Source organism: Brevundimonas sp. P2_A6, assembly GCF_056404975.1.
The window spans coordinates 678,528-704,002 of sequence record NZ_JBFUCZ010000001.1 but is presented as its reverse complement, the minus strand read 5'-3'; the positions used below and the strand labels follow the sequence as shown (position 1 = coordinate 704,002).

The window sequence follows — 25,475 nt, the reverse complement described above, 5'->3', positions numbered from 1 at the left end:
GGATGGTCGCGGCCCATAGGCCAGACACCTGCGCTCAAGCAGCGAGCGACCGCGTCGCGAGCGGTCGCGCCCCTCAAGAACGCAAAACGCCGGGGGCGCGAACCCCCGGCGTCTGACGCTTAGTTACGGAACAGGCTCAAAATGACCTGAGGCGACTGGTTGGCGATGCCCAGAGCCTGAACACCCAGTTGCTGCTTGGTCTGCAGCGACTGGAGCTTGGCGCTTTCCTTCGCCAGATCGGCGTCCACCAGATTGCCGACACCGGATTCCAGGGCGTCCGTCAGTTTCCCGACGAAGGTGCGATGGGTCTCCAGCGCCTTCGACTTGGTGCCCAGACGCGCCAGCGCGCCCGAGACCTTGTCGATGGAGGCGTTCACCAGACCCAGGGCCGTGGTGGCCAGGGTCGAGGTGCCGATGGTCGTGGTGGCCGTCACGGTGACGTTCGTCGACCCCAGGGCCAGCACCTCGGCGCCGACCGTCAGGGTCGCAGTGCCCGCCGCATTGGCCAGAGCCTGGAAGCCGGTCGCGCCGGTCTTCAGCAGGTTGATCCCGTTGAAATCGGCGTTGTTGGCAACCGTGGTGATCTGGTCGCGGATGGCCTTGAAGTCCTCGTTCAGGGCGCTCCTCGATGACGTCGACAGCGACTTGTCCGTCGCCGCCAGGGCCTTCTCCTTCAGTTGGATCAGAAGATCCGAAATGCTCTCACCGGCCGCCAGGCCCACGTCCACCGCCGATACGCCGCGGTCGAGCGAGGATTTGACCGCCCCCAGGGCGCCGATATCGGCCCGTTGACCCTGGGCGATCGCCCAGATGGCCCCGTTGTCCTTTGCGCTGGCGACCTTCTTGCCGGTGTTGATCCGGGATTGGGTCGCCGACAGTTCGACGTTGGTGGCGTTCAAGTTTTGCAGCGCGATGAGGGCGCCGAGATTCGTATTGACCGAGTTGGCCATGAGACAGTCCTTCCATTCTGGTCGGGGGAGACGGCCTTCTGGCCGTTGAACCGGTTCTGGTCCTGCGCGCGACGTCGCAAGGACCGGGCCGGAGCCATCCATCTGGAAAGATTGATTAAACTATGGGCCCGCCGTGTCGGCCCGGCAATATTTCGCCGGTCACGGTCCAGGATTGCCGAGCCGCCGCTGGCCTCAGCCGGCTGGCTGACCCTGGGGGGCCAGGCCCTGCATGATCGACCGATTGATGTCGATCAGGGCCTCGAAGTCGTCCTCGCCCCGCATGATGGCCGAGGAGTGACGGCTGACGAAAAGGCTGATCGAGATGATCTGGGCCTTGAGCGGGTTGTTCAACTGATTGTCCGAATCCGAGCAGTCGGTGGCCAGCACCGACCACAGGCGTCTGTTCCAGTCCAGCGCATCGATCCGGGTCTTGACGTCGGTGGGATCCACGGTCGCGGCGTGCATCAGCGCCCGCGTGACCTGGCCGAACAGCCGGTACTCCATTTCCCGCGGCGTCTCCGTCCGCGTGGACGTCTGTGCATAGGCTTTCAGCATCAGACGAGACTTTCCTCGTAATCCACCAGCTTACGCGCCGCCATCAGGGCCTTGTAGTATTCGCGCGCCAGGACATGTTTGGAGCAGGCGACGCAGTCGGCCATGGCGACCGGATTGCGGGTCGCGCCCATGAACTCCGACAGTCGCGTGACGAACTCGTCATAGACCTTGGGCGCGGCGCTCTCGTCCAGATACATCATCATGACGGGGAAATAGATGCGCTTGGCCGGGGTCGTGACCTCGTCCAGCTGCATGATGTCCTTCTCGCGCAGGACCGACGCCTTGTTCTGGAGGATCAGCACGCCACGACGGTCGCCGTTCTGAACGACCGCGCCGTTCAGGACAAACTTCTCTCCGGGCTTCAGCGACAGCTTCAAGGGCATGGATGGGCCTCCTTCAGCCCGTGCTCCTGACTATGCGCGGGGTGACTGACACAGGCTAAACAGCCGTGGTTAACCATGTGTTCTATGCCAGACGGTATCTGAACCTAGCTGCCCCGCCTGATCGAGTCGTCCATGACCCATGTCACCCCTTCGCCAGACGACCTGTCCCCGTCCGAACTCGCGCTCGGTCACATGCCGATCGCGCAGGGGTCCGCCGGCGATGCCGCCTCCCCTGCCTCGATCCGCCGCCTGTCCCACGCGCTCGCCGGCAAGGGTCCCAGCGTCAAATCGCAAAAGAAGGCCATCGAAATCCTGAAGACCGCCATCGCGGCGATCCGCGTCGGCGACTACGCCACGGCCACCCGACGTTGCCTGACCGTGCTTCAGACGGATGAACGGCATGGCCTGGCCTGGCACGTCCTGGCCATCGCGCGCGAAAAGGGCGGCCATTTGTCGGAGGCACTGAATGCCTATGAGGCCGCGCTGCGCATCCTGCCCGAGGACCCCGCCATCGCCCACGACCTGGCGCGGCTCGCCCAGCGCCTGGGGCATCTCGATATCGCCGAAAAGCTTCTGATGAAATTTCTGGCGGTGGAGCCTGGCCATATCGAGGGCACCAACAACCTGGCGTGCGTCCTGCGGGACCAGAAGCGCTACAGCGAGGCTGTCGATCGCTTGCGTGACCTGATCCAGATCGAACAGACCAGCCCGGTCCTGTGGAACACCCTGGGTACCGTGCTCAGCGATCAGGGGCAGATGAGCGAATCGCTGACCTTTTTCGACGAAGCACTGAGGCTGGACCCCGCCTTTGCCAAGGCCCGCTACAACCGCGCCAATGTCTTGCAACCCCTGGGGCAGGCCGACCGTGCGCTGGCCGATCTGGACGAGGCCCTGCCCGGTGCCGAGACATCCTACGAGCGGGCCATGATGCGCATGGCGCGCGCCATGACCCTGATGGGGATGGGCCGCCTGAAGGAAGGCTTCGAGGAATACGAGGTCCGGCTGGATCCCGAAATGCCCGAGGCCATGCATGTCGTCGTCGACGCGCCGCGCTGGGACCCGGCCACCGAACCCATCGTCGGTAAGCGCCTGTTGGTGGTTGGCGAGCAGGGTATCGCTGACGAGATGGTCTTCGGCGGCTGCCTGCCGGATGTGATCGAAGCCGTGGGTCCGTCCGGCAAGGTCTTCATCGCTGTCGAGGCGCGTCTGGTGGACCTGTACCAGCGCAGCTTCCCCACCGCGGTCGTCGGGGCGCACCGCGCGGTTCGGCTGGAGGGACGGTTGACGCGCTATTGCCCCTTCATGGAGCAGATCGGCGAAGACGAGGGCAAGGCCGACGCCTGGACACCTATGGCCAGCCTGTGCGCTGTCTATCGCCGGGACCTGACCGACTTCCCCTACCGTGACGGATACCTGACCCCCGACCCGATCAAGGTCGCGCGCTGGAAGGCGGAACTCGAGGCGCTCGGGCCCGGCCTGAAGGTCGGCCTGCACTGGAAGAGCCTGGTCCTGACGGGGGTGCGGGCGCGCTACTTCTCCAGCTTCGAGCGGTGGAAGCCGGTCCTGACGGCGCCGGGCTGCGTCATGGTCAACCTGCAATGCGGGGACGTGACCGAGGATCTGGCGGCGGCCGAGGCGGCAGGGGTTCGGATCTGGACGCCGCCGATGGACCTGAAGGACGATCTGGACGATCTGGCGGCCATTTCCTGCGCGCTGGACCTGGTCGTCGGACCTGGGATCGCAGGCACGAACATCGCGGCGGCGGCCGGGGCGCGGACCTGGCTGATCCACGCACCGGACGACTGGCACCTGCTGGCGACGGATCGCTATCCCTTCTATCCGCGGGTACGGACCTTCGCGACCGGCGGGTTCGACGGATGGCCGCGCGCGATAGAGGCGGTCCGGGCGGCTCTGGCAAGCGAGGTCGGGAACGCCGCCTGACGGCTGACGTTCTGCTCCTACACAGGGAGCCGGCCATGACCGACATCGACAGCGGCAGAGACGACCAGGACCAGTCCGAAGCCTTCGACGAGGACAACGTCGATGCCTCCGAGACCGGCGGCGTCACCAACGAGTTCAGGACGTTCGAAGAGATGCCGGATGTCCTGGACGTGACCTCCGCCGACGGCGATGCCGACGAGGAAGATTTCAACGAAGACGATCAGGATATCGACGACGACCTGGGTGCCGACGGCGTGGAGCCCGAAGCCGACCCGATGTATGGCGCGAATGGTGCACGCGTGAATGATCTTGACCTCGGAGCCGACGCACCCGGCGAGGGCGAGATCGAGTTGGTCTATTCCGGCCTTATGGAAGACGCGCGCGGAGCCCAGGCCAGCGCGGCTCACTGGGAGGCCAAGACCCTGTCGGACGACGATATCGAAGATCTGGGCTACGGCCCCGAAGGAGACCAACAATGACCGATGAACGCTCCGTTCCGCATGCCGCCGACGACGCTGCGCCGGGATCGCCTCGGCCGTCCGACCACGATGTAGAGGCACCTCACGCCCGTCGTGCAGAGCCGATGCGCAAGGACCACGACCAGCTTCATGAGAAGAAGAAGACAGCCGAGGATCCTCAAGAGGCCCTGATCGACGAGGGGGTGGAGGAAACCTTCCCTGCCAGCGATCCGGTGTCGGCCAAGAGGATCACCTGAGGCAAACTGATCGTTGTTAACTGGCCGTGTCATCGGCTAGGCGTGGAGTGAACCCACGGAGCAATCGATGACACGGCCGACCGACCGGTTCGAGGGCACCTCGAACTACATCGCCACCCGGGATCTGAAGATCGCGGTCAACGCCGCCGTGGCCTTGGAGCGACCCCTTCTCATCAAGGGCGAGCCCGGGACCGGCAAGACGGTCCTGGCCTATGAGATGGCCGCGGCGCTTAATGCACCCCTGATCACCTGGCATATCAAGTCCACGACCAAGGCCCACAACGGCCTCTACGAGTACGATGCCGTCAGTCGCCTGCGCGACAGCCAGCTGGGCGATCCGCGCGTGCAGGACGTCCGCAATTATCTTAAGCCCGGCAAGCTCTGGGAAGCCTTCACCAGCTCCGTTCGCCCCATCCTGCTGATCGACGAGATCGACAAGGCCGACATCGAGTTCCCCAACGACCTGCTGCAGGAACTCGACCGCATGGAGTTCTTCGTTCAGGAGACCGGCGAAACGATCCGCGCGGCCGTTCGCCCCATCGTGGTCATCACCTCGAACAACGAGAAGGAACTGCCCGACGCCTTCCTGCGCCGCTGCTTCTTCCACTACATCCGCTTCCCCGACGACGAGACCATGAAGGCGATCGTCGATGTCCACTTCCCCGGCATCAAGCCACGGCTGGTGTCAGAGGCGCTGAAAACCTTCTACGAGATCCGCGACACGCCGGGCCTGAAGAAGAAGCCCTCCACGTCAGAGCTGCTGGACTGGCTGAAGCTGCTGATGGTCGACGACGTCCAGCCCGACACCCTGCGCGAAAAATCGCCCAACAAGCTGATCCCACCCCTGCATGGCGCCCTGCTGAAGAACGAGCAGGACGTGCACCTGTTCGAGCGGCTGGCCTTCCTGAACCGTCGCGAAGGTTCACGTCCCGGCGGCTAAGCTGCCGTCATGCCGACACCGCGCGAACAGATATCGTCAGACCGGTTACCGCGATTTCACTGGATCGAATGGCGCTTATGGTCACGATAGGCGGCGAAAGGAACGTTGTTATGCGCCTGCCCCTTTTCGTCGCTCTCTGCGCGGTCTCGGCCCTGTCGGCCGGGTGCGACGGCGAGAACGGCGTTCGCATTTCCAGCAGCACCACAGAATCCGACGCCAAGGGCGTGCTCAAGGTCGTGGAAACGCTTCAGTGTCCGGAAACCCTCGGTGTGCTGACGCGCAAGGGCACTGCCCAGGCGGGCGGCACCGTCTGCAACTACTCCGGACCGCGCGGCGCCGAAGTGTCGCTGCACCTCGTCACACTCGACGACGAGCCGGTGGACACGGTCCTCTCCCGCTTCCAGACGATGCTGGCCGCGGCCATGCCCCACACCTCCGCCGAACTCCGCGCCTCTGCCGATGCCGATCGTGCGCGGGTCGCCGCCGACGCGGCCCGAGTCCGGGCCGATGCCGCTCAGGGTGAGGCCGAAAAGGCTAGCGCGGCCGCCGAGGCGACCAGAGACGAGCAGGTCACCGTTCGCGGACCCGGCATGAACATCGACACCCAGGGCGATCGGGCCAGCGTGCGCCTTCCCGGCCTGCAGGTGAACGCCGACGGCGACCGGGCCAGCGTGCGCATCGGCGGCTTCAGCATCAATGCCGACGACGCGAATGGCACCGCCGACATCAGCTCCAGCGACGATAGCGTCAGCATCCAGGCCCACGACGACGCCGCGGAAATCAGGACGCGTGCGCCGGGCGACGCGACACGCACGACCTATATGCTGACCGACAACACCCCGGCAGACGAAGGCTGGCGGCTGGTCGGCTACGAGGCCCGTGGGCCCGTCGGAGGACCGCTGGTCATCGCCACGGTGCGTGCCAAGGATCGCGACAGCGACGGCGTGTTCGACTCGGCCAAGGATCTGGTCACCCTGAACGTCGGGGAATAGTCGCCCGGCGGCGCCGAAGAGTTCCGGCTTGATCCCTGGGACGGTATGGGTCACCTGACCTGCCGTTCGCCGTTGGACCCTGCCCTTTTGGACGATCTCGCAAAGACTACGCCCGTTCGATCCCGCAAGGCCGCCGCGCACGCGCCGCGCGCCTGGCAGCGGATGCTGTCGGGTCGGCGACTGGACCTGCTGGACCCCTCGCCCTTCGACATCGAAATCGAGGACATCGCCCATGGACTGGCGCGCGTCGCGCGCTGGAACGGCCAGACGGTCGGAGAACATGCCTTTTCCGTCGCCCAGCACAGCTGCGTCGTCGAGGAAATCGCCGCCCACATCAAGCCGGGGCTCGACCCTCGCTGGCGGCTGGCCGCCCTGCTGCACGATGCCTCCGAATACGTCATCGGCGACATGATCTCGCCCTTCAAGGCGGCGCTCGGTGTCAGCTACAAAAGCTTCGAGGCCCGGCTGGAGGACGCCATCCATGTCCGGTTCGGCCTTCCGCCCAAGACACCCCTGCCCATCAAGAAGCTGATCAAGACCGCCGACAAGGCCTGCGCCTTCTTCGAGGCGACCCAGCTGGCCGGGTTCACCGAAAAGGAGGCGCTCGGCTTCTTCGGCGCGCCACCGCCGGGCTATGATCTGGTGATCGACCCCCTGCCCGCCCCCATCGCCCAGGCCCGCTACCTTGAGCGGTACAGGATCCTGGCGCAGGCGACCGGTGCGCTGCCAGGGCCTGACGCTTGGCATACGGAATAGCCGATGGCCTGGGGCGGAGAGCACGGCGTTCGCATCAGCCTGTCGGCCGTCGTCATGGCCGTGCGCGATGGCCGTCTGTGCGTCCTGACGACCGAGGACGCGGGGGGAGACCTGGCCTTGCCTTCCGGCCCCTTCGACCCGGTCCACGACCGCACCTTCGAGCGCGCGCTGCGAGCGTTCGTGACCGACCAGACCGGGTTCGGCCTGGGTTTCGTTGAGCAGCTCTACACCTTCGGCGACGCCGGCCGGGACGCACCGCGCGCGACGCCGGGCCCGGATCGGCAGCGCGAGATTTCGGTCGGCTACCTGGCCCTGACCGCCGATGCCGTCGACGTCGCCCCGCCCGGCGCGCGCTGGACGCCCGTCCTCGACCTGTTTCCATGGGAAGATCGCCGCGCCGGCGGGACGCCCGGCCCGATCCGCAATGCCCTGTCGGCATGGATCGGGACCGATGGCCGCCGGTCGTCGCGCGGCGACGCCCTGTTCGCCCTCGGTTCGTCGATCCGCTGGGACGAAGCCGCCGTATTGGATCGCTACGAGCTTCTTTACGAAGCCGGGCTGGTCGCCGAAGCGGCCCGCGACGGTCTGGACGCCGCGCCACCGGACCTGGGCGATCGCCCCATGATCTCGGACCATCGCCGGATTCTCGCCACGGGTCTGGGGCGTCTTCGCAGCAAGCTGCGCTACCGACCGGTCCTGTTCGAATTGATGCCGCAGACCTTTACCCTGTCTGGGTTGCAGGCGGCGGCGGAAGCGGTCGTCGGCCTGAACCTGCACAAGCAGAACTTCCGCCGGGGCGTCGAGCGCACGGGTCTGGTGGAACCCACCGGCCGCCTTTCGACAGGCACCGGGGGTCGTCCGGCGGAGTTGTTTCGCTTCACCGGAACCGGCGTCCAGGACGGCCAGGCCCCCGGCCTGGCCCTGCCTGCGCTGCGCTGAACAAAGGCTTCACATTCCGGCTTGCGGTACCGGTCCCGCGCCATTAGAGAAGCCCCTCGCTTTCGACCGAGCGTCCTACGGCCCCGCGGAGAGGTGGCAGAGTGGTCGAATGTACCGCACTCGAAATGCGGCGTGCCTGGAAGGGTACCGTGGGTTCGAATCCCACCCTCTCCGCCACCGGCTTTCCTCTTTCAGATCAGCTACTTAGAAGCGACAAAAGGGTACCGTGCGTTCGGGCTCCGAAACCCTGAAACTCATGCCATCGCTCTCGGACATCCCTCCCTGCCCATTCGCGCTTATCGGCCAGTATCGGAAGGATCGGCCCCGAAGGACAAAGTCTGCCTCTGGGGATGTTGATGATCAGAAGCGCGTCATGAGCTTCAGCCGCGGTCCCTGGCTTTCTGTGTTGGATCCGGGTGTCGCGCGGTATCCGGCGTCCAGCTCGACGTGGTCGCTAAGCTGGAGACACGTTCGCGTTGGACGGACGGCAACCACCGACCGAGCTATTCGGATCTGCAAGTTCAGGGCCTTGAGTCGCTCTGACCCACGGCTGCCAGGTGCACCACCTCGGCGCTCAATGCCCTGTGAAGAGGCCCACTTTGGTTCTTCGGAAGCTCTGATCTCTATTGAAACGACTGAACTGCGCGTTGGCCGGCCACAAAATGAGAGCGGGGCGCTGACGGTGCAGCGCCCCGCTCCAAGTCGGGAGATCGTCCGGTAGGGGGGCGGCGCGCCCTACATCTTCAGCGACAGGCGCAGTCCGTAGGTCCGGGGCGGGCGGATCTGGTTGTAGATCACGCCGGGCTTGGCCGGGCTCTGCGAAGAGTTGGCGAACACCAGTTCGTCCTCGATGTTGTTGATGAAGCCCGTGATCGCCAGGTTTCCTGACGGGGTTTCCCAGGTCACCCGCGCGTTCGACATCATGTACCCGTCCTGCTGGCCCTGATCGAGGTAGTCCAGCGACAGGTAGCGCGAGGACTCCAGCCGCGTGTCGGCCGCCATGATCAGGCGACCACGATCCTCGAGCTCCAGCGTCTTCACATAGCCCAGCTGCAGCGACCATTCAGGAGCGTTGACCAGAGGCCGGCCCGAGCAGTCCACGTTGTAGATCCGCGCCGTCGCGCTGGCCCCGATCAGGGTCGTCGGCGTGATCGGGCACCCGATCGCGGGAGCCGCACCCGTGGTGGAATAAGCCTGGTATTTCAGCTCGTCATAGGTGGCGTCCAGATACTGGAGGTTGGCCGAAAACTGGTCCGATGCCGTGGGCTGATAGACCATTTCCAGCTCGACCCCGGCGATGGTCGCGGCCCCCGCGTTCTCGGTCAGGTAGATGGGGCCATAGATCGGCCCACCCGGCGTCGCGGCGACCTGAACTGGTCCCAAGTGCGAGACCTGCTGATCCGTATAATCCCAAAGGAACGCCTCGGCGTTGAGCTGCAGCGTGTTGTAGAAGAAGCGGTTCTTTGACCCCAGCGTATAGGCGACCATGCTCTCGGGGGCCGAAAATCCGTCGACCACGGCCGGGAAGAGGACGCCCGATTTGAAGCCCGTGGCGATCGTCGCATAGAGCAGAGAGGCATCCCCCGCGTCGTATTCGACGCCGACCTTGTAGGTGGTCTTGCTGAAATCGACGTCGGCGGTGACGTCGGAGCGCAGGTCCAGGATGATCGGCACCAGCGGGAAAACCATGGGCACGAAGCCGACGAACGGCAGGGTGTGCGCCTCGGTGACCTGGCTCTTCTCATCCTTGGTGTAGCGCAGGCCGCCTGTTACGCGGAACCGGTCAGTCACGGCATAGGTCGCCTGGCCGAACACGGCGGTGCTATCGGTGCCCAGGTCGGACAGGACGCGCGTGCCGTTGCTGCCCTGGTCGAAGACCTGATTGGCGTCGACGGTTTCGGAGAAGACATAGGCCCCCGCGACCCAGGTCAACTGACCCACCTCGCCCGCCAGCCGGGCTTCCAGCGAGCTTTGTTCAGAGTGTTCCTCGATGTCGATCAGGAAGCTGGAGGCATAGCCACGGAAATCCAGGTCGGTCTTGCGATAGGCCGGAATGACGGTCAGCTGGGCAAATCCGAGATCGGCGTTGATGGTCGTGGAGATGCCGAAGAAGGTGTTGTTCTGGTAACCGTCATCCTTGGCGATGATCTGCGGCACAGGCGCGGTCGGAGGGCGCGCGGTATAGGCCGCGATCACGCGCGGATCGCTGGGTCCAAGACGGTTGTCCCCGTCAACCAGCGGCAGGATGGTCCCGCCCGATCCCATGCCGCCGACATCGGCATAGTCGATCGACAGGATCGCGCTGACCCGGTCGCTGAGTTCGCCACGCAGCTGGGCGCGCACCGCCCAGGTGTCCTCGTCGTCGTAGCCGTCGCTGAAATAGCCGTCGTGCTGGGCGGACTGGCCGGCCAGGCGCAGGGCGAAGCGATCGCCCAGCGGCAGGTTTACAGCACCCGAGGTCTTGAAGGCGTTGTAGTTGCCGTACTCCGTCGTCAGGTTGCCGCTGGTCTCGTTCAGTCGAGGTTTGGCGGTGATGACGTTGACGGCGCCGCCGGTGGCGTTGCGGCCATAAAGCGTCCCTTGCGGTCCCTTCAGAACCTCGAGCCGCTCGAGGTCATAGAACAGACCGGCGGGCGCCGCCGGGCGGGACAGATAGACGCCGTCCAGGTTGAAGGCGACGCCCTGCTCGGCGAAGGCGTTGGCTCCGAACGTACCGACACCCCGCAGATAGATCTGGGTGAAGGACGAGGCGGGCGCGATCTGGAGGGCGGGCACCAGACGGGTCAGGTCGGTCGCCTGGGTGATGCTCTGTTCGGTCAGGGTCTCGCCGGCGACGGCGCTGACGGCGATGGCGGCGCGCTGAAGATTTTCCTCGCGTCGCTGGGCGGTGACGACGATGTCGTCGAGGCCGGTATAATCCTGATCGGTGGGTGTCTGTTGAGCGGATTGAGCCTGGACCGAAAACGGCACGCAGGCGCACAAGATCGCTGCACCTGTCAGCAGGAATTTCTTCACGGCATCCTCCCCGGATTTATGTATCGCTGCTCTGCGGCAGATCGAGCCTCACCGTGGACAGGCCCTACCTATTTGTGAAATCATTTGTTTAGATTGGAATGAACCAATCTTGTGGATGGCTAGATGCGCTTCAAGGGTCTGGATCTGAACCTGCTGGCGGCGTTGGACGTGCTGCTGGAATGCCGAAGCGTGTCGCGGGCGGCGGACATCCTGAACCTCAGCCAACCCGCGGTCAGCGCCGCCCTGGGTCGGCTCAGGGTGTTTTTCGGCGATGAGATTCTGACCACACATGGCAAGCGGATGTATCCCACCCCCTATGCCGAGGCCCTGATGCCTCAGGTCCGCGATTTCCTGCGCGGCGTGGAGTTGATGATCTCGTCCTCGACGGAGTTCGAGCCTGCGACCAGCCATCGGGTCTTCCGGCTGATCGCCTCCGATTTCGTGACCGTGGCCACCATCGTTCCGCTGGTCGCGCGCCTGGTGGAGATCGCGCCCGATATCCGCTTGGAGATGGTGCTGCCCAACGAGCTCAGCGTCGATCAGGTGATGCAGGGCAAGGCGGACCTGTTGATCACGCCCGAGGACTTCGCCTCGCCGGAGCTCGCGACCGAGCTGCTGTTCGAGGAGAACCACGTCGTCGCCGGCTGGAGCGAAAACCCCCTGTTCCGCCGTCCCCTGACCGAGGAAGATGTGCTGGGAGCGGGTCACATCGGCGTCGCCATGGGCAATGCGCGCCTGTCGGTCTTCAGCGACAAGCATTTCGCCCTGCTGGGCAAGGACCGCCAGGTTCAGGTGACGACAGCCTCCTTCACCTCGGTGCCGTGGCTGCTGAAGGGCACGATGCGGCTTGCGATCATGCACGAACGCCTGGCCAAGGCGATGAGCGTCTATTTCCCGATCTCCTATGCGCCCCTGCCCTTCAAGGTGCCCGCGATGCGCCAGATGATGCAGTTTCACACCACGCGCCGCACCGACGTTGGCCTGGCCTGGATGCGGGATCAACTACGAGACATCTCGGTCATTCCAGCCTGACTTAACGATCGTTTTGATGGATGGATTTCCATCCAAACAATCATATTTACAGATGGCGACCCAACCCTATCGTCAACGCTCACGCTCTCGTCAGAAGAGCGGTGCGAGGGACGACCTGTGAAAGATCTGAAAGTTCTCGTCGTAGGTGGCGGCATCGGCGGCCTGACATCAGCCATCGCCCTCCGCCGCGAGGGATTCACGGTGGATGTGATCGAGCGCGATCCGACCTGGTCGGTCTATGGCGTCGGGATCATTCAGCAGGGCAATGTCATCCGCGCGATGAAGGACCTGGGCATCCTGGATGATTACATCGACGCCGGGTTCGGATTCGATCACGTCGATGTCCACATCCCGACCGGCCAGCGCGTCGCCCACATCCCGACGCCCAAGCTGGTCGAAGGCTATCCGTCCAATGTCGGCATCGGCCGAAAGGCGCTGCACAAGGTGCTGGGCGACCGGGCCAAGGCGTCCGGTGCCGACATCCGGCTGGGCGTGACGATCGCGGAGATGGCCGATGATGGCGTGGGCGTCGACGTCGTGTTCAGCGACGGCGCGACCGGCCGCTACGACCTCGTGATCGGGGCCGACGGCCTGTATTCAACCACCCGCGCCCAGATCCTGCCCGACGCGCCCGGACCGAAGTTCACCGGCCAGGCGGTCTGGCGCTACAATCTGCCGCGCACGCCCGAGGTGAACGACCTGTGCGCCTACGAAGGACCGATCGGCATCGGCCTGGTGCCCCTGTCCGACAGCCTGATGTACATGTTCGTCACGTCACCGGAGCCGGATAATCCGCGCTATCCGCGCGAGACCCTGGCCAGCGCCTTCCGCTCCAAGCTGGACCGCGCCATCTCTCCGGCCATCCTGGCGCTGAGGGACCAGATCACCGTCGATGACGAGGTGGTCTACAAGCCGCTGGAGTGGATCTTCCTGGAGGGCGACTGGCACAAGGGCCGGGTGGTGCTGCTGGGGGACGCGGTCCATGCGACCACGCCGCACCTCGGCCAGGGGGCCGGCATGGCGATAGAGGATTCGATCGTCCTGGCCCAGGAACTGGCCCGCGCCGACAGCCCGGAACAGGCCTTCACCGCCTACCGGACGCGCCGCTACGAGCGCTGCAAATACATCGTCGAGGCCTCCCGCGCGATCTGCGAGGGCCAGATCGGCACCGGCCCGATCGTCGAGAACGCCAGGGCCACGCAGGACATGTTCCGCGTCGTCGCCCAGCCCATCTGATTACCCGAGTTCAAGAAAGAGCACCCCGATGGCGAGAGTCAGCGATATTCGATACGTAGGCTACGGCGTCACCGACCTGGAGGCCGAGCGCCGCTTTTATGCCGACACCTGGGGTCTGCGGGAGGTAGGCGAAAAAGATGGCCTGATCCACTTCGCGGCGCAGGGCGACGACGAGCTCTACGTCGTCCGGCTGAGGGCCGCCGATCGGAAGCAGGTCGATATCATCGCTTTCGCCGCCGACACGCGCGCCGACGTCGATCAGCTGCATCGCAATGTGGTCGAGGCGGGCTGCAAGGTCGTGTTCGCGCCGCGCGATCTGGAGACTCTGGGCGGCGGCTACGGCTTCCGCTTCTTCAGTCCCGACGGCCTGCCGTTCGAGATTTCCAGCGACGTGGCCACCGGCGAACAGCGCACGCTCGCCCGCTGGGAAGCAATCCCGCAGAAGATCAGCCACATCGTCCTGCATTCACCCAAGCACAAGGATGCCGCCGACTTCTTCACCAACGTGCTGGGCTTCCGGGTCTCCGACTGGCTCGGCGATTTCATGGGCTTCCTGCGCTGCAACGAGTGGCACCACCGGCTGGCCGTTCTGCCCGGGCCGCCCTGCCTCAATCACGTCGCCTATGACGTCGCCAGCGTGGACGACATGATGCGAGGGATCGCGCGCCTGAAGCAGCACGAGATCGACATCAAATGGGGTCCCGGTCGCCACACGGCCGGCAATAACACCTTCAGCTATTTCGTGACGCCGGGCGGCTTCGCGGTCGAATACACCTCGGAGCTGGAAAAGGTCGACGACGACACCTGGGTCGCCCAGGTCCACGTCCCCACTCCAACCACGATGGACCAGTGGGGCATCGGCGTAGGCGGCCCGCAGACCATGCCGCACCCGGAGCCGGACGCCGGTCTGTTCCAGCCGGTCGGGGTCTGAGGGGTGGCGCTGTTCGAATACTTCCCGAACTACGTCTGGAACCTGTCGGTCGCCATCGCCCTGGAGAGCGGTGGCCAGATCGGCGAGATCGTCGATATGTGTCAGCCGCTGCTGGATGCGGCGGCCAAGGGCGAGGACGCGGGCACGCTGCGCTTCGCCGAGGAATGGACGAAAAAGGCCGACACCCTGATCGGATTGGCGGCGGAGGACGAGGCCCTGGGTCGCGCCTTCTCAGCCGGGACCAAGCTGGAGCGGGCGGCGCTGTATCTGCTGGTCGGCGAACGCATGCAGGGCCATGGGCATCCGGGCCGCGCCGAGACCTTCGCCAAGGCGCAGGACGCCTTCAAACGCGCGATGGTGCTGGGCGACACCGGCGTGGAACGTGTCGAGATCGACTACGAAGGCACCACCTTCCCCGCCCTGTTCTGCCGGGCACCCGGCGACGGGCCCAAGCCGGTCGTGATCTATTGCAACGGCCTGGATAGCTCCAAGGAGCTGCTCTACTGGTCGCATCTGCACACGGCCCTGGCGCGTCGCGGCATCTCCACCTTGCTGGTCGATCAGCCTGGCACGGGCGAGGCGCTGCGGCTGAAGACCCTGCCCGCCACGCCCCATTCCGAGCGCTGGGCCACGCCCGCGCTGGAATGGCTGTCGAGCCAACCGGATGTCGATTCCGAACGCATCGGCATGACTGGCATCTCGCTGGGTGGGCACTACGCGCCCCGCGCCGTCGCCTTCGAGCCGCGCTTTGCCGCCGGTGCCGTCTGGGGGGCAAACCACAACTGGGCCGAAGTGCAGCAGAAACGCCTGCGCCGCGAGGGCGAGAACCCCGTGCCGCACTACTGGAGCCACGTCATGTGGGTCTTCGGTGCCGCCGACATGGACGACTTCCACGCCAAGACGAAGGACATGACGCTGGACGGCGTGATGGAGAAGATCGAGGTGCCCTTCCTGGTCACCCACGGCGAGAAGGACCGCCAGATCGGTCTGGACTACGCCCATCAGAGCTTCGATCAGCTGACCAACAGTCCCAACCGTCAGCTTCGCATCTTCACCGCGCGCGAGGGCGGCGTCGAACATGTGGGGGCCGACAACATGGCCTTTGGACGCGACTTCATCGCCGACTGGTTTGCCGACACGCTCGGCGGAAGGACCAAGGCCTAACCATGACCGACCTCAACACATACATCGCGCGCGAATCCACGATCGGCTCGATCATCAATTTGGCCATCGGTTCGGCCTTCTATCTGCTGGTGTTCCGGGGTCAGACCGACCCGGCCATTTGGGGCGGCAAGGGGCTGATCGTCGACTGCCTGCCGCAGGGGTTCATGATCGGCCTGATGAGCATCATCCCCGCCATGCTCATTACTCGCAAGCGGGTCAACGCCGGCCTCGACATCCCGACCGAGATGCCGAACGGCTGGCTGCCGAAGGGCGTGTTCGCGCGCGGCGTGGTCGTCGCCCTGTGCAGCATGATCGGGCTGGTCGCGATCGCCGCCGGTCTGGCCGCCGCGACCGGCGTCCAGAGCCTGCCATTCTGGACCGGCTTCGCGCTGAAGGCCCTGCCCGGGATCGTCGTGCCGTGGATCGTCATTCCGCCCGCGATCCGCGTCGTGCTGGCACAAGGTCCCATCGCCGCGTTGGCGCGGACTTAGAGGGCCGCCCAATGACCCGTCGCTTCGTCGATCTGTCGATCTTTCTGGACAACGACACCGTCGCTGATCCCCCGTTCATGCGGCCCAGGATCACCTTCCAGACCCATGCCGAGACGGTTGCGGAGGCCCAGACCTTTTTTCCCGGCGTCAGCGCCGAACAGTTCCCCGGCGGTCAGGGGTTCGCGGCATCCGAGACCATGACCATCACGACCCACAACGGCACCCACATGGATGCGCCGTGGCACTATCACCCCACGATGAACGGCGGCGAGCGGGCCATCACCATCGACGAGGTGCCGCTGGAATGGTGCTTTCAGCCCGGTGTGAAACTGGATTTCCGACACCTGCCCGACGGCCATGTCGTGACCGCGGCTCAGGTCGAGGCCGAACTGGCCCGCATCGGCCACACGCTGAGCCCGCTGGAGATCGTGCTGGTCAACACGGCCGCGGGCGCAGCCCTGGGTACGCCCGCCTTCCTCGGGTCCGGCATCGGTATGGGCTACGAGGCGACGATGTATCTGCTGGAGCGCGGCGTGCGGGTCACCGGCACCGACGCCTGGTCCTGGGACGCCCCGTTCAGTCATACGGCCAAGCGTGTGGCCGAGACCGGCGACACCTCACTGATCTGGGAGGGGCACAAGGCGGGCCGCGACATCGGCTATTGCCACATGGAGAAGCTGGCCAACCTCGACGCCCTGCCCCCGACCGGCTTCACCGTCTCCTGTTTCCCCCACAAGGTTCGGGGCGGCTCGGCCGGATGGACCCGCGCCGTCGCCATCTTCGAGGATTGATCCGATGAAACTGGCCACTGTGAAAGACGACAGCGTCGATGGGCGTCTGGTGGTCGTTTCCGCCGATGCGACGCGCAGTCTGGCCGCCGGCGCCGCCTGGCCGACCCTGCAGTCGGCCCTGGATCAATGGGACGAGGCCGAGCCCGTCCTGCGCGCACTGGCTGACCGACTGGAAGTCGGTGAGGGAGCGTTGCTGCCGGAAAGCGACCTCCTGGCCCCCCTTCCCCGCGCCTGGCAGTGGCTCGATGGGTCTGCTTTCCGTAGCCACGGAGCGTTGATGGAGCGGCTGTTCGGCAGCCCACCGCCACCGCCCGGACGCCCTCTGATGTATCAGGGCCTGTCTCACCGCTTTCTATCCGCGACCGAGGACGTGATCCTGCCGCGCACCGAGGACGGGATCGATTTCGAGGGCGAGTTCGGGGTCATCACCGATGCCGTGCCCATGGGCGTATCCGCCGACGACGCCCACCAACACATCAAGCTGATCGTCCAGATCAACGACTGGTCGCTGCGCGTTCTGGCTCCTGTCGAGATGAAGACCGGCTTCGGCTGGATCCAGGCCAAGCCGGCGTGTTCGGCCGCACCGTTCGCCGTCACGCCCGACACGCTGGGCGATGCATGGCGCGACGGCCGGGTGCATCTCCCGCTGGTCGTCGATTGGAACGGCGAACGGTTCGGCGCACCGCAGGGCGGGCTGATGGAATTCGGTTTTCACGAACTGATCGCCCACGCGGCCTCCACGCGAGCGCTCTGTGCCGGTACGATCATCGGCTCCGGAACCGTATCGAATCCGGACTATCGCGAGGTTGGCTCCACCTGCATCGCCGAGCGCCGCGGGATCGAAATGCTCGACGAGGGGTCAGCCCGCACGGGCTACATGAAATTCGGGGACCGAGTTCGGATGGAGTGTCGACTTCCCGACGGCACCATCCTGTTCGGCTCAATCGACCAGACGGTCCAGGCCCCGTCATAACCCTAGGCCTGGGCGGAACTCTGTACGGCACGGCCCCGTGCTAGAAAATGAGGGCCCACGTAACTGACAGAATCTTTACACGCGTGTGGTTGTTTGTGTTCGTGCAGAACATCGCGAAAACAACAGAACCCCAGATCGACGTCACATCTGCGATCAGAGTCATGATCGTGGACGATTCTGCGATCGTTCGCGGGCTGATCATCCAGATGCTGGAAAAACACGGCGACATTCGGATCGTCGCTCGCGCGGCCAATGGCGAAGTCGCGGTTGCTGAACTCGGTCGCACCGAGGTCGATGTCATCGTGCTCGATCTCGAAATGCCCGTCATGGACGGCATGACCGCGCTGCCGCTGCTTCTGGCCAAGCGCCCCGGCGTCCAGATCGTCGTCGCCTCGACGCTCAGCAGACGGAACGCCAGGATCAGCCTGGAAGCTCTGCAGCAGGGGGCGGTCGATTATGTGCCCAAGCCGGAGACCGGCGGCCTGGTGAATGCCCAGGAGTTCGAGCGTGAACTGGTCTCCAAGGTCGTGGCCCTCGGTCGCCGCGGTTCTGCGCGCGCGCGCAGCCCGATGCTCGCCCCGGTCGCTGCGGTTCCTCGTCGAACATCGCCGGTCCGCCCCGGGCTCATCGCGATCGGGGGGTCCACGGGTGCGCCGCCGGTCCTCCTCCAGCTGATGGCGGGGCTCAAGGACGCGGTGACCCAGCCGATCCTGATCACCCAGCACATGCCCGCGACATTCACCGCCCTTCTGGCCGAGCAGATCGAGCGGGCCGGAGGGCGTCCGTGCGCCGAGGGCAAGGACGGCGAGCCGATCCTGCCCGGCCGCGCCTATGTCGCCCCTGGCGGATTTCACATGACGGTCGGACGAAGTGGCGTGACGCCCGTCATCCGGCTGAACCAGGACGCCCCCGAGCATTTCTGCCGTCCTGCGGTCGATCCCATGCTGCGGTCGGCGGCCGAAATCTACGGCAATCGACTGATGGCCGTGATCCTGACCGGCATGGGTGCCGATGGGGCGGAAGGCTGCCGCATCACGGCTCAGGCCGGAGGCCGGTTCGCCGTTCAGGACGAAGCCACGAGCGCGGTCTGGGGCATGCCCGGGGCCGCCGCGAAGACCGGGTTTGCAGAAGCGATCCTGCCTGCCCAGAACATTGCCAACTGGATCAAGGAGATCGCCAAGTGAGCCTCGGCGCACCCGAAGACATCGAAGCCTTCCGCCGCCTGGTGCTCGAGCGCTCGGGCCTGATCCTCAGCGCGGACAAGGACTATCTGCTGAAAAGCCGTCTGGAACCCATCGCGCGGGCGGAAGGCTTCGCCGACGTGGCGACCATGATGCGCCAGGTCCGCGTCGCGCCTGCGGCACGCGTGGCCCAACGCTGCATCGACGGCATGGCCACGCATGAGTCGTTCTTCTTCCGCGACATCACGCCCTTCGATCAGCTGCGCGACGTCATCCTGCCGGAACTCTACAGGGCGCGCGCTGCCACGAAAACGCTGCGCATCTGGAGCGCTGCCTGTTCCAGTGGCCAGGAGCCTTATTCCCTCGCCATGATGCTGCGCGAGGAACAGGCGAAGTTCGGCGACTGGAAGATCGAGATCCTGGCGACCGACTTCTCGCAACCGATCCTGGAACGCGCCCGCTCGGCCATCTACAGCGACTTCGAGGTGCGGCGCGGCCTGAGCGACCAGCGCCAGGCCCGCTGGCTGGTGCGCGAGGGCGCCGCGTTCCGCATCGCCCCCGAAATCCGCGCCATGGTCCAGTTCCGGCACCACAATCTGCTCGACGGCATGGCGACCCTGGGCAAGTTCGACCTGATCTTCTGCCGCAATGTCCTGATCTATTTCGAGCCGGCCAAGAAGGCCCACACGCTGGAAGGCATCGCCAACTGTCTGGTGTCCGATGGCTCCCTGATCCTGGGCAGTGCCGAGACCGTGGTGGGTCTTGCCGGCTCGTTCGAGCCGACGCCGGGACTGCGTGGCGTGTTCCGGACCCGCCCTGCGAATGTGAGCCAGCGCGCCGTCGCCTGACGCGCGCACTCACTGAGGCCAAAAGAAAGGGCGGCCGGGGTGACCCGGCCGCCCTTTTTCGTCCTGGATCCCGAAGACTCAGGTGTTCGCCAGCTTGTCCATTTCCAGCGTCAGCGACTCGGCCTGCTGCGCCAGCTCGCCCGAGGCGTTCAGCAGGTCGTTGGAGGCCTGACTGGTTTGCACGGCGGCCTCGGACACGTTGGCGATGCTGGTGGACACCAGCTGCGTGCCTTCCGAGACCTGGCTGACGTTGGCGGCGATCTCGCGCGTCGCGGCCGTCTGCTCCTCGACCGCGCCGGCGATGGCCGAGGCGATCTCGGCGACCTTGCGGATCGTGTCGGTGATGCCGGCGATGGCTCCGACCGAGGTCTGGGTCGCCGACTGCATGGCGTTGACCTGCGACGAGATTTCGTGGGTCGCGCGCGCCGTCTGGTCCGACAGGCTCTTGACCTCGGAGGCCACCACGGCGAACCCCTTGCCCGCCTCGCCTGCCCGCGCCGCCTCGATGGTGGCGTTGAGCGCCAGCAGCTTGGTCTGGCCGGCGATGTCGTTGATCAGGGTCACGACGTTGCCGATCTTCTGGGCGGCCTCGGCCAGGGTCTTGATCGCCTCGGAGGTCTTGTCGGCTTCCACCACCGCGTGTTGCGAGATGTTGGAGGACTCGGCCACCTGACGGGCGATCTCGCTGATGGAGGCGGTCAGCTCCTCGCCGGCCGAGGAGACAGTCTGCACATTGACCGACGTCACTTCGGCGGCCGATGCCACCGAGGCCGCCTGGCGGGTGGTTTCCTCGGCGGTCCGGGCCATGCCTTCCGCCGTGGCGCGCATCTCGGACGCAGCCGAGGCCACGATCGAGGAAATCTGCGTCACGCGTTCGGCGATGCCCTTTTGCTCGGAGATATCAGTGGCGTATTTGACCACCTTGTAGGGCTTGCCGTTCAGGTCGAGGATCGGGTTGTAGCTGGCCTGGATCCAGATCTGCTTTCCGTTGGCCCCGTGACGCCGGTATTGCCCGGCGTCATACTCGCCGCGGCCCAGCTTCTCCCAGAACATGCGGTATTCGATGCTCTGGGCCTCCGAAGGCTCGATGAACATCGAGTGATGGCGCCCGACGACCTGATCCGCGCGATAGCCCATGACGTTCAGGAAGTTGGCGTTGGCGTCCAGGATGTTGCCCGACATGTCGAACTCGATCACGGCCTGGGCCTTGTTGATCGCGGCGATCTGGCCCTCGAAGTTGGCGGTGGCCAGCTTCTGGGCAGTTACGTCCGTGGCGTATTTCACGACCTTGAACGGCTTGCCGTTCTTGTCGAGGATCGGGTTGTAGCTGGCCTGGATCCAGACCTCGCGTCCGCCGGCGGCCACACGCTTGTACTGGCCCGCGTCGAACTCGCCCCGGGCCATCTTATCCCACAGGGTCCGGTATTCGGCGCTCGCCGCGAAGGCGGGCTCCACGAACATCGAATGGTGCCGTCCCCGGATTTGGTCGATGGAGTATCCCATGGTGCCGAGGAAGTTCTCGTTGGCCTCGCGAATGGTGCCGTCCAGATCGAACTCGATGACGGCCTGGACCTTGTTGATCGCGTCCAGCATGCCCTCGCGCAGGCGATCCTGGGTGACGTTGTCCCACTCCAGCACGTTGCCGACATACTCGCCCTGAGCATCCACGACCGAGGTGATCAGAAGCGAGAACCGCAGATCGCCGACCGTGATCTCGGCGCGGTGCGGCTCGCGGCGCGGCGCGGCCATCATGCCGCGCTGGTGGGCCGGATTCTTGTGGAACTCGTCGATCGAGGTGCCGATCATGTTGTTGAAGTCGATCCGCGGGAACTGCTTCTGGAACAGGTCCCTGTGCTCCTCCATCAGGCGCTCGGTGGCCGCGTTCATATAGGTGATGTCGTAGTCGCGGTTGATGGTCATCAGCGCGACGGACGCCGCATCCATGGCGGACCGGCTGAAGGTGGCGGAGTCGAACTCCGGAACCAGGTCGAAGGCTTCGCCGATCTGTTCGGCCAGGGCGCTCTTGGGCATTTCGGGTTTCCTTCAGGCAATGCGGGAGGCGGTCAGGCCGCCAGTTGTTGGGTGGGGGAAAGCGTCAGAAAGCGCTCGACGTTCAAGACCAGCATCAGCTCGCCTTCGAGCCGATAGAGACCATCGGAAACGGCGCGCCAGTCGGCCGAGAGGGTGATCGGCGTTGGCTCCTGTTCGGCGACCGGCAACCACAGAACATCGCCGACATCGTCGACCTGCAGGGCATAGAGTTCGCCGGAGCGTTCCACGATGACACTCATGTGTGGCGCGCCTTCCTCCCGGCCTGGCATGCCCATGCGTTTTCGAATGTCGATGGCGGTCACGATCCGGCCGCGCAGGTTCAGGGACCCGGCGACCTCCGGCGGGGCCAGCGGCACGATGTCGATCCGCACCGGTGCAATCACGTCCTGGACCGACAGAACGGGTACGCCAAAAGTCTCGCCGCCCACGCGAATGGACACCAGGCCCTGGATCTGAGTGTCGTCGACGGCGGCCATCACGCGGCTCCCTGCAGGGGTTCGAGGGTCTCGCTGACGGCGGCCAGGATATCTTCGCCCTGCCCGCTGCGCGCGAAGTCCGCCAGTCCGGTCGGGGTATCCAGACGATGCGCGCCCAGCCCCAGCAAGGGCGTGGCATGCCAGGACGATGCGCGCCCGAACGCCTGGGCCATCTGACGGGCGTGAGGACTGGACGGCGAGGTATCGGCCAGGATCAGATCATAGACCGCCCCGTCGTCGTGCAGCGCCAGCGCGCGTTCGGGATCGGTCGCGACCTCCACCGTATAACCGGCCTGGGCCAGAAGCGGACCGAGAAGCAGCTGCGTGAAAGGGCTCTGGTCCACGACCAGCAGGCGCTTGGTTGGATTAGGGGCCGCCGAAACCGCTGCTGGAACCGCAACAGGAGCACTGGCGACGGACGGATTCGACCTGGGCTCGGCAGCGCGCGTATCCGCGACGCCGGCCTTGCGCCAATAGAGGTCGACGTCGATCAGCTCTGTGGCGCGACCCGCGACAATGATGCTGGCCGCGGCCCCGTCGGTCGTCCCGTCGAGTTGCGGATGAAGTGGGCCTTCGACGATGTCGACGATCTCATCGACCAGCAGACCCAGGCTGTGCTCTCCGCGTGAGAACACCAGCAGGGGTCGGCGCGCGTCGCTGTCGAACCGGACGGGCCGATCGTCGGCGCTCAGGATCGGCATCAGCGTGCCCCGGTATTGAACGACGGAGCGCCCATCCACCCATTCGACCGACTTGGCTTCCAGTTCCTCGATGCGGGCGACCTGGCCGAGCGGTGCCGCCTTCAACGAGTCGCTCGCGGCACGGAAGACCAGCAGCGGCTGGGTGACTTCGACAATGGCGGCTGCCTCGGCCTCGACAGCGTCCGCTCCGCCCACCAGGTGCGAGGCTCCCGCCTCCAGCGACATGCCCTTGAAGTCCAGGATCATGATGACCGACCCGTCCCCCAGGATGGTCGCGCCGGAATACAGCTTGAGGTGACGCAGGATCGTCGCCACCGGCTTGACCACGATCTCTTCGGTGTCGAACACCCGATCGACGATGACGCCGAAGGTGAAGGATCCGACCTTGGCCACCACGATGCAGGCATCGCTGCGCGGCGTTTCGGGGCCCGAAAGGCCCAGCATCGTCTGCAGCGAGACCAACGGCAGAAGCCGGTCGCGCAGCCTCAGCACAGAGGCCCCGTTGATGTGCTCGATCCGGCGGCCTTCGCTGCCGTTGGCGCTGACCAGTTCGACGATGCTGGCCTGGGGCATGGCGAACCGCTCGCCGCAGGACTCGACGATCAATGCCGACACGATCGAGAGCGTCAGTGGAATGCGGATGATGAAGCGGGTGCCCTGACCCTCGACCGAGGTCAGCTCGATCACGCCGCCGATCTTCTCGATATTGGTGCGCACGACGTCCATGCCGACCCCGCGCCCCGACACCGACGTCACCTGTTCGGCGGTGGAGAAGCCGGGCAGGAAGATCAGCTGCCGTGCCTCGGCATCGGTCATGGTCGCGGCCTGGGTCGGAGAGACCAGACCGTTCGCAAGGGCCTTGGCGCGGATTCGCTCCGCCGGCAGGCCGCGACCGTCGTCGGCCATCTCCACCACGATCGCTCCGCCCTCGTGCCGCGCCGACAGGCTGATGCGCCCGGCCGCGGGCTTGCCCGCGGCCAGCCGCTCCGCGGGCGTCTCCAGTCCATGATCGGCGGCGTTGCGGATCATGTGAGTGAGCGGATCCTTGATCAGCTCCAGCACCTGGCGGTCCAGTTCTGTGTCCTGGCCCGAGGTCGTCAGTTCGATCTGCTTGCCGAGGTCCGACGCCAGATCGCGCACCAGCCGGGGCAGCTTGGCCCAGGCCCCGCTGATCGGCTGCATGCGCGTGGTCATCACGCCCTCCTGCAGCTCGCTGGTGACCTGGTTCAGCCGATGCAGTGGGCCGGCGAAAGGGCTTTCCGGCGCGCCGCGCAGGGTCTGGATCAACTGATTTCGAATCAGAACCAATTCGCTGACCATCGTCATCAGGTTTTCGAGCACATCGACGCTGACGCGGATGGTCTGGCTGGCGAGGTCGGGCTCGGCGGCAGGGCGTGGCGTAGCGACCGGGGGGATTTCGGTCGTCGCGACCGGGCCCGGCGGAGCCACATCGGGCGCTGTGGCAAAGATCGCCGTGACCGCCTCCTGATCCGCCTCAAGCGCGACAAGCGCCGACTGGAAAGCCGCCGACATGCGATCAGTCTGCTCCGCCGAGAGCCGGGGAAAGGCATTGGAAAGCGCGGCCGCGAATCCACCGACGGCGGTATTGCGGGCCTCGGCCACCAGGCCGTCGCGCAGGGTCGCCTGAAGATAGTCCAGATCCACACCGGCGAACTGAGGGCCGATCTCGGCGTCGCCGATCATCTCGCCGATCGCGCATTCACAAGCGGCATCGATCGTGGCTTCGCCTCCAAGACGCTCCAGCATGGGGCGGGTGGCCAGCGCGGGACCGGGCGTCTCCGTGTTCGACGTGCCTTCGTTGGCGAAGATGGCATCCAGCCGGGCGATCAGATTGCGATCGTCACCGCCGGGCTCGGTGCCGTCGGCGGCGATCCCGTCGATGACCGACCGAACCACGTCGACGGCTTGCAGGATGGCCGAGACCGCGTCCTGGTTGACGACCAGGGTGTTGTCGCGAAACCCGCCCAGCACATTCTCAGCCGCATGGGCGACCGTCTGTAGGCGCGTCAGCCCAAGGAACCCGCTCGTGCCCTTGATCGTGTGAATCAACCGAAAGATGTCGCCCAGCAACGCAGGATCATCCGGGCTCTGCTCGAATGTCACCAACTTGCTATCCAGGGCTTCGATGCCCTCTCGTGCCTCGGCGACAAAATCCTGAATAACGTCGTCCACGGTCCTGCCCCGACGGAGCCAGGCTTGGTCCCTGGTTCTTCCCGCCGTAGTAAGGATCGAGCGGAATGGTTAACCGGACCTGAAGGATCTTGTTCAAACCGCTAGGTAGTTCTGCTTACCGCTGGATCAGACCATTCTTAAGCAAGCGTTAGCACTGAATGCCGATAGCTTCGGTGCGACAATGACTACAATCGCCGTTTCGAAAAGCTGATGGTGCCGA

Annotated in this window: 23 protein-coding genes and 1 tRNA gene; 17 read left to right on the top strand and 7 right to left on the bottom strand. The window is 65.4% G+C overall.

The features are described 5' to 3' along the window. Nucleotides 1-119: 119 nt before the first annotated feature. From AC1DW4_RS03570 to flbT, 3 genes are all read right to left on the bottom strand, one after another. Nucleotides 120-950, bottom strand: a complete 831-nt coding sequence (locus AC1DW4_RS03570; protein ID WP_477015853.1) for a flagellin — start codon at nucleotides 948-950, stop codon at nucleotides 120-122. A 192-nt stretch (nucleotides 951-1,142) separates the two neighbouring features. Beyond that, nucleotides 1,143-1,508 (bottom strand): flagellar biosynthesis regulator FlaF, encoded by a 366-nt coding sequence (gene flaF, locus AC1DW4_RS03565; RefSeq protein WP_477016210.1) that lies wholly within the window; start codon nucleotides 1,506-1,508, stop codon nucleotides 1,143-1,145. Beyond that, nucleotides 1,505-1,888 (bottom strand): flagellar biosynthesis repressor FlbT, encoded by a 384-nt coding sequence (flbT, locus tag AC1DW4_RS03560; protein ID WP_477015852.1) that lies wholly within the window; start codon nucleotides 1,886-1,888, stop codon nucleotides 1,505-1,507. The genes flaF and flbT overlap by 4 nt, the downstream gene beginning before the upstream one ends. A gap of 132 nt (nucleotides 1,889-2,020) precedes the next feature. Here flbT and AC1DW4_RS03555 point away from each other — a divergent pair, with 132 nt between their 5' ends. The 8 genes from AC1DW4_RS03555 to AC1DW4_RS03520 all read left to right on the top strand — a co-directional run bounded on the left by AC1DW4_RS03555 (nucleotide 2,021) and on the right by AC1DW4_RS03520 (nucleotide 8,348). Next, nucleotides 2,021-3,829: a tetratricopeptide repeat protein gene (locus AC1DW4_RS03555; RefSeq protein WP_477015851.1), complete on the top strand. Its 1,809-nt coding sequence runs from the start codon at nucleotides 2,021-2,023 to the stop codon at nucleotides 3,827-3,829. Between the two features lie 35 nt (nucleotides 3,830-3,864). Beyond that, nucleotides 3,865-4,308 (top strand): hypothetical protein, encoded by a 444-nt coding sequence (locus AC1DW4_RS03550; protein ID WP_477015850.1) that lies wholly within the window; start codon nucleotides 3,865-3,867, stop codon nucleotides 4,306-4,308. Next, nucleotides 4,305-4,544, top strand: coding sequence for a hypothetical protein (locus AC1DW4_RS03545; protein ID WP_477015849.1), 240 nt, complete (start codon nucleotides 4,305-4,307; stop codon nucleotides 4,542-4,544). The genes AC1DW4_RS03550 and AC1DW4_RS03545 overlap by 4 nt, the downstream gene beginning before the upstream one ends. Before the next feature lie 67 nt (nucleotides 4,545-4,611). Next, the gene (locus AC1DW4_RS03540) at nucleotides 4,612-5,484 is read left to right on the top strand and encodes an AAA family ATPase (protein ID WP_477015848.1); all 873 of its coding nucleotides are present in this window, start codon (nucleotides 4,612-4,614) and stop codon (nucleotides 5,482-5,484) included. 110 nt (nucleotides 5,485-5,594) lie between these two features. Next, nucleotides 5,595-6,476, top strand: a complete 882-nt coding sequence (locus AC1DW4_RS03535) for a methyltransferase type 11 (protein WP_477015847.1) — start codon at nucleotides 5,595-5,597, stop codon at nucleotides 6,474-6,476. A gap of 162 nt (nucleotides 6,477-6,638) precedes the next feature. After that, the gene (locus AC1DW4_RS03530) at nucleotides 6,639-7,232 is read left to right on the top strand and encodes a YfbR-like 5'-deoxynucleotidase (RefSeq protein ID WP_477016209.1); all 594 of its coding nucleotides are present in this window, start codon (nucleotides 6,639-6,641) and stop codon (nucleotides 7,230-7,232) included. A gap of 3 nt (nucleotides 7,233-7,235) precedes the next feature. Then, nucleotides 7,236-8,171 carry an NUDIX hydrolase gene (locus AC1DW4_RS03525; protein ID WP_477015846.1) on the top strand — a complete coding sequence of 312 codons (936 nt, stop codon included), beginning with the start codon at nucleotides 7,236-7,238 and terminating at the stop codon, nucleotides 8,169-8,171. 87 nt (nucleotides 8,172-8,258) lie between these two features. Next, nucleotides 8,259-8,348 (top strand) — tRNA-Ser (locus AC1DW4_RS03520). A gap of 558 nt (nucleotides 8,349-8,906) precedes the next feature. Here AC1DW4_RS03520 and AC1DW4_RS03515 read toward each other — a convergent pair. Continuing rightward, the gene (locus tag AC1DW4_RS03515) at nucleotides 8,907-11,186 is read right to left on the bottom strand and encodes a TonB-dependent receptor (RefSeq protein WP_477015845.1); all 2,280 of its coding nucleotides are present in this window, start codon (nucleotides 11,184-11,186) and stop codon (nucleotides 8,907-8,909) included. 123 nt (nucleotides 11,187-11,309) lie between these two features. Between AC1DW4_RS03515 and AC1DW4_RS03510 the strand changes: the two genes are divergently transcribed. From AC1DW4_RS03510 to AC1DW4_RS03470, 9 genes are all read left to right on the top strand, one after another. Beyond that, on the top strand, nucleotides 11,310-12,218 hold the full coding sequence (locus AC1DW4_RS03510; RefSeq protein ID WP_477015844.1) for a LysR family transcriptional regulator: 909 nt from the start codon (nucleotides 11,310-11,312) through the stop codon (nucleotides 12,216-12,218). Between the two features lie 117 nt (nucleotides 12,219-12,335). Beyond that, nucleotides 12,336-13,454 carry an FAD-dependent oxidoreductase gene (locus AC1DW4_RS03505; RefSeq protein ID WP_477015843.1) on the top strand — a complete coding sequence of 373 codons (1,119 nt, stop codon included), beginning with the start codon at nucleotides 12,336-12,338 and terminating at the stop codon, nucleotides 13,452-13,454. A 28-nt stretch (nucleotides 13,455-13,482) separates the two neighbouring features. Beyond that, nucleotides 13,483-14,385, top strand: a complete 903-nt coding sequence (locus tag AC1DW4_RS03500; RefSeq protein WP_477015842.1) for a VOC family protein — start codon at nucleotides 13,483-13,485, stop codon at nucleotides 14,383-14,385. Nucleotides 14,386-14,388: 3 nt separating this feature from the next. Beyond that, a complete protein-coding gene (locus tag AC1DW4_RS03495; RefSeq protein ID WP_477015841.1) occupies nucleotides 14,389-15,549 on the top strand; it encodes an alpha/beta hydrolase family protein in 1,161 nt (386 codons plus the stop codon). Between the two features lie 2 nt (nucleotides 15,550-15,551). Next, the gene (locus AC1DW4_RS03490; RefSeq protein ID WP_477015840.1) at nucleotides 15,552-16,040 is read left to right on the top strand and encodes a hypothetical protein; all 489 of its coding nucleotides are present in this window, start codon (nucleotides 15,552-15,554) and stop codon (nucleotides 16,038-16,040) included. An 11-nt stretch (nucleotides 16,041-16,051) separates the two neighbouring features. Next, entirely contained in the window at nucleotides 16,052-16,831 is a 780-nt protein-coding gene (locus AC1DW4_RS03485; protein WP_477015839.1) for a cyclase family protein, read from the top strand. A 4-nt stretch (nucleotides 16,832-16,835) separates the two neighbouring features. Next, entirely contained in the window at nucleotides 16,836-17,804 is a 969-nt protein-coding gene (locus AC1DW4_RS03480; RefSeq protein WP_477015838.1) for a fumarylacetoacetate hydrolase family protein, read from the top strand. 95 nt (nucleotides 17,805-17,899) lie between these two features. Beyond that, a complete protein-coding gene (locus tag AC1DW4_RS03475; RefSeq protein WP_477016208.1) occupies nucleotides 17,900-18,988 on the top strand; it encodes a protein-glutamate methylesterase/protein-glutamine glutaminase in 1,089 nt (362 codons plus the stop codon). Continuing rightward, nucleotides 18,985-19,833: a CheR family methyltransferase gene (locus AC1DW4_RS03470; protein WP_477015837.1), complete on the top strand. Its 849-nt coding sequence runs from the start codon at nucleotides 18,985-18,987 to the stop codon at nucleotides 19,831-19,833. The genes AC1DW4_RS03475 and AC1DW4_RS03470 overlap by 4 nt, the downstream gene beginning before the upstream one ends. 78 nt (nucleotides 19,834-19,911) lie before the next feature. Here AC1DW4_RS03470 and AC1DW4_RS03465 read toward each other — a convergent pair whose 3' ends face one another. From AC1DW4_RS03465 to AC1DW4_RS03455, 3 genes are read right to left on the bottom strand one after another with little or no spacing between them, the layout of a single operon-like run. Then, nucleotides 19,912-21,864, bottom strand: coding sequence for a methyl-accepting chemotaxis protein (locus AC1DW4_RS03465; protein WP_477015836.1), 1,953 nt, complete (start codon nucleotides 21,862-21,864; stop codon nucleotides 19,912-19,914). Nucleotides 21,865-21,896: 32 nt separating this feature from the next. After that, entirely contained in the window at nucleotides 21,897-22,361 is a 465-nt protein-coding gene (locus AC1DW4_RS03460) for a chemotaxis protein CheW (RefSeq protein WP_477015835.1), read from the bottom strand. Next, nucleotides 22,361-25,255 (bottom strand): chemotaxis protein CheW, encoded by a 2,895-nt coding sequence (locus tag AC1DW4_RS03455; RefSeq protein ID WP_477015834.1) that lies wholly within the window; start codon nucleotides 25,253-25,255, stop codon nucleotides 22,361-22,363. Before AC1DW4_RS03455 ends, AC1DW4_RS03460 begins: the two co-directional genes overlap by 1 nt. Between the last annotated feature and the right edge of the window lie 220 nt (nucleotides 25,256-25,475).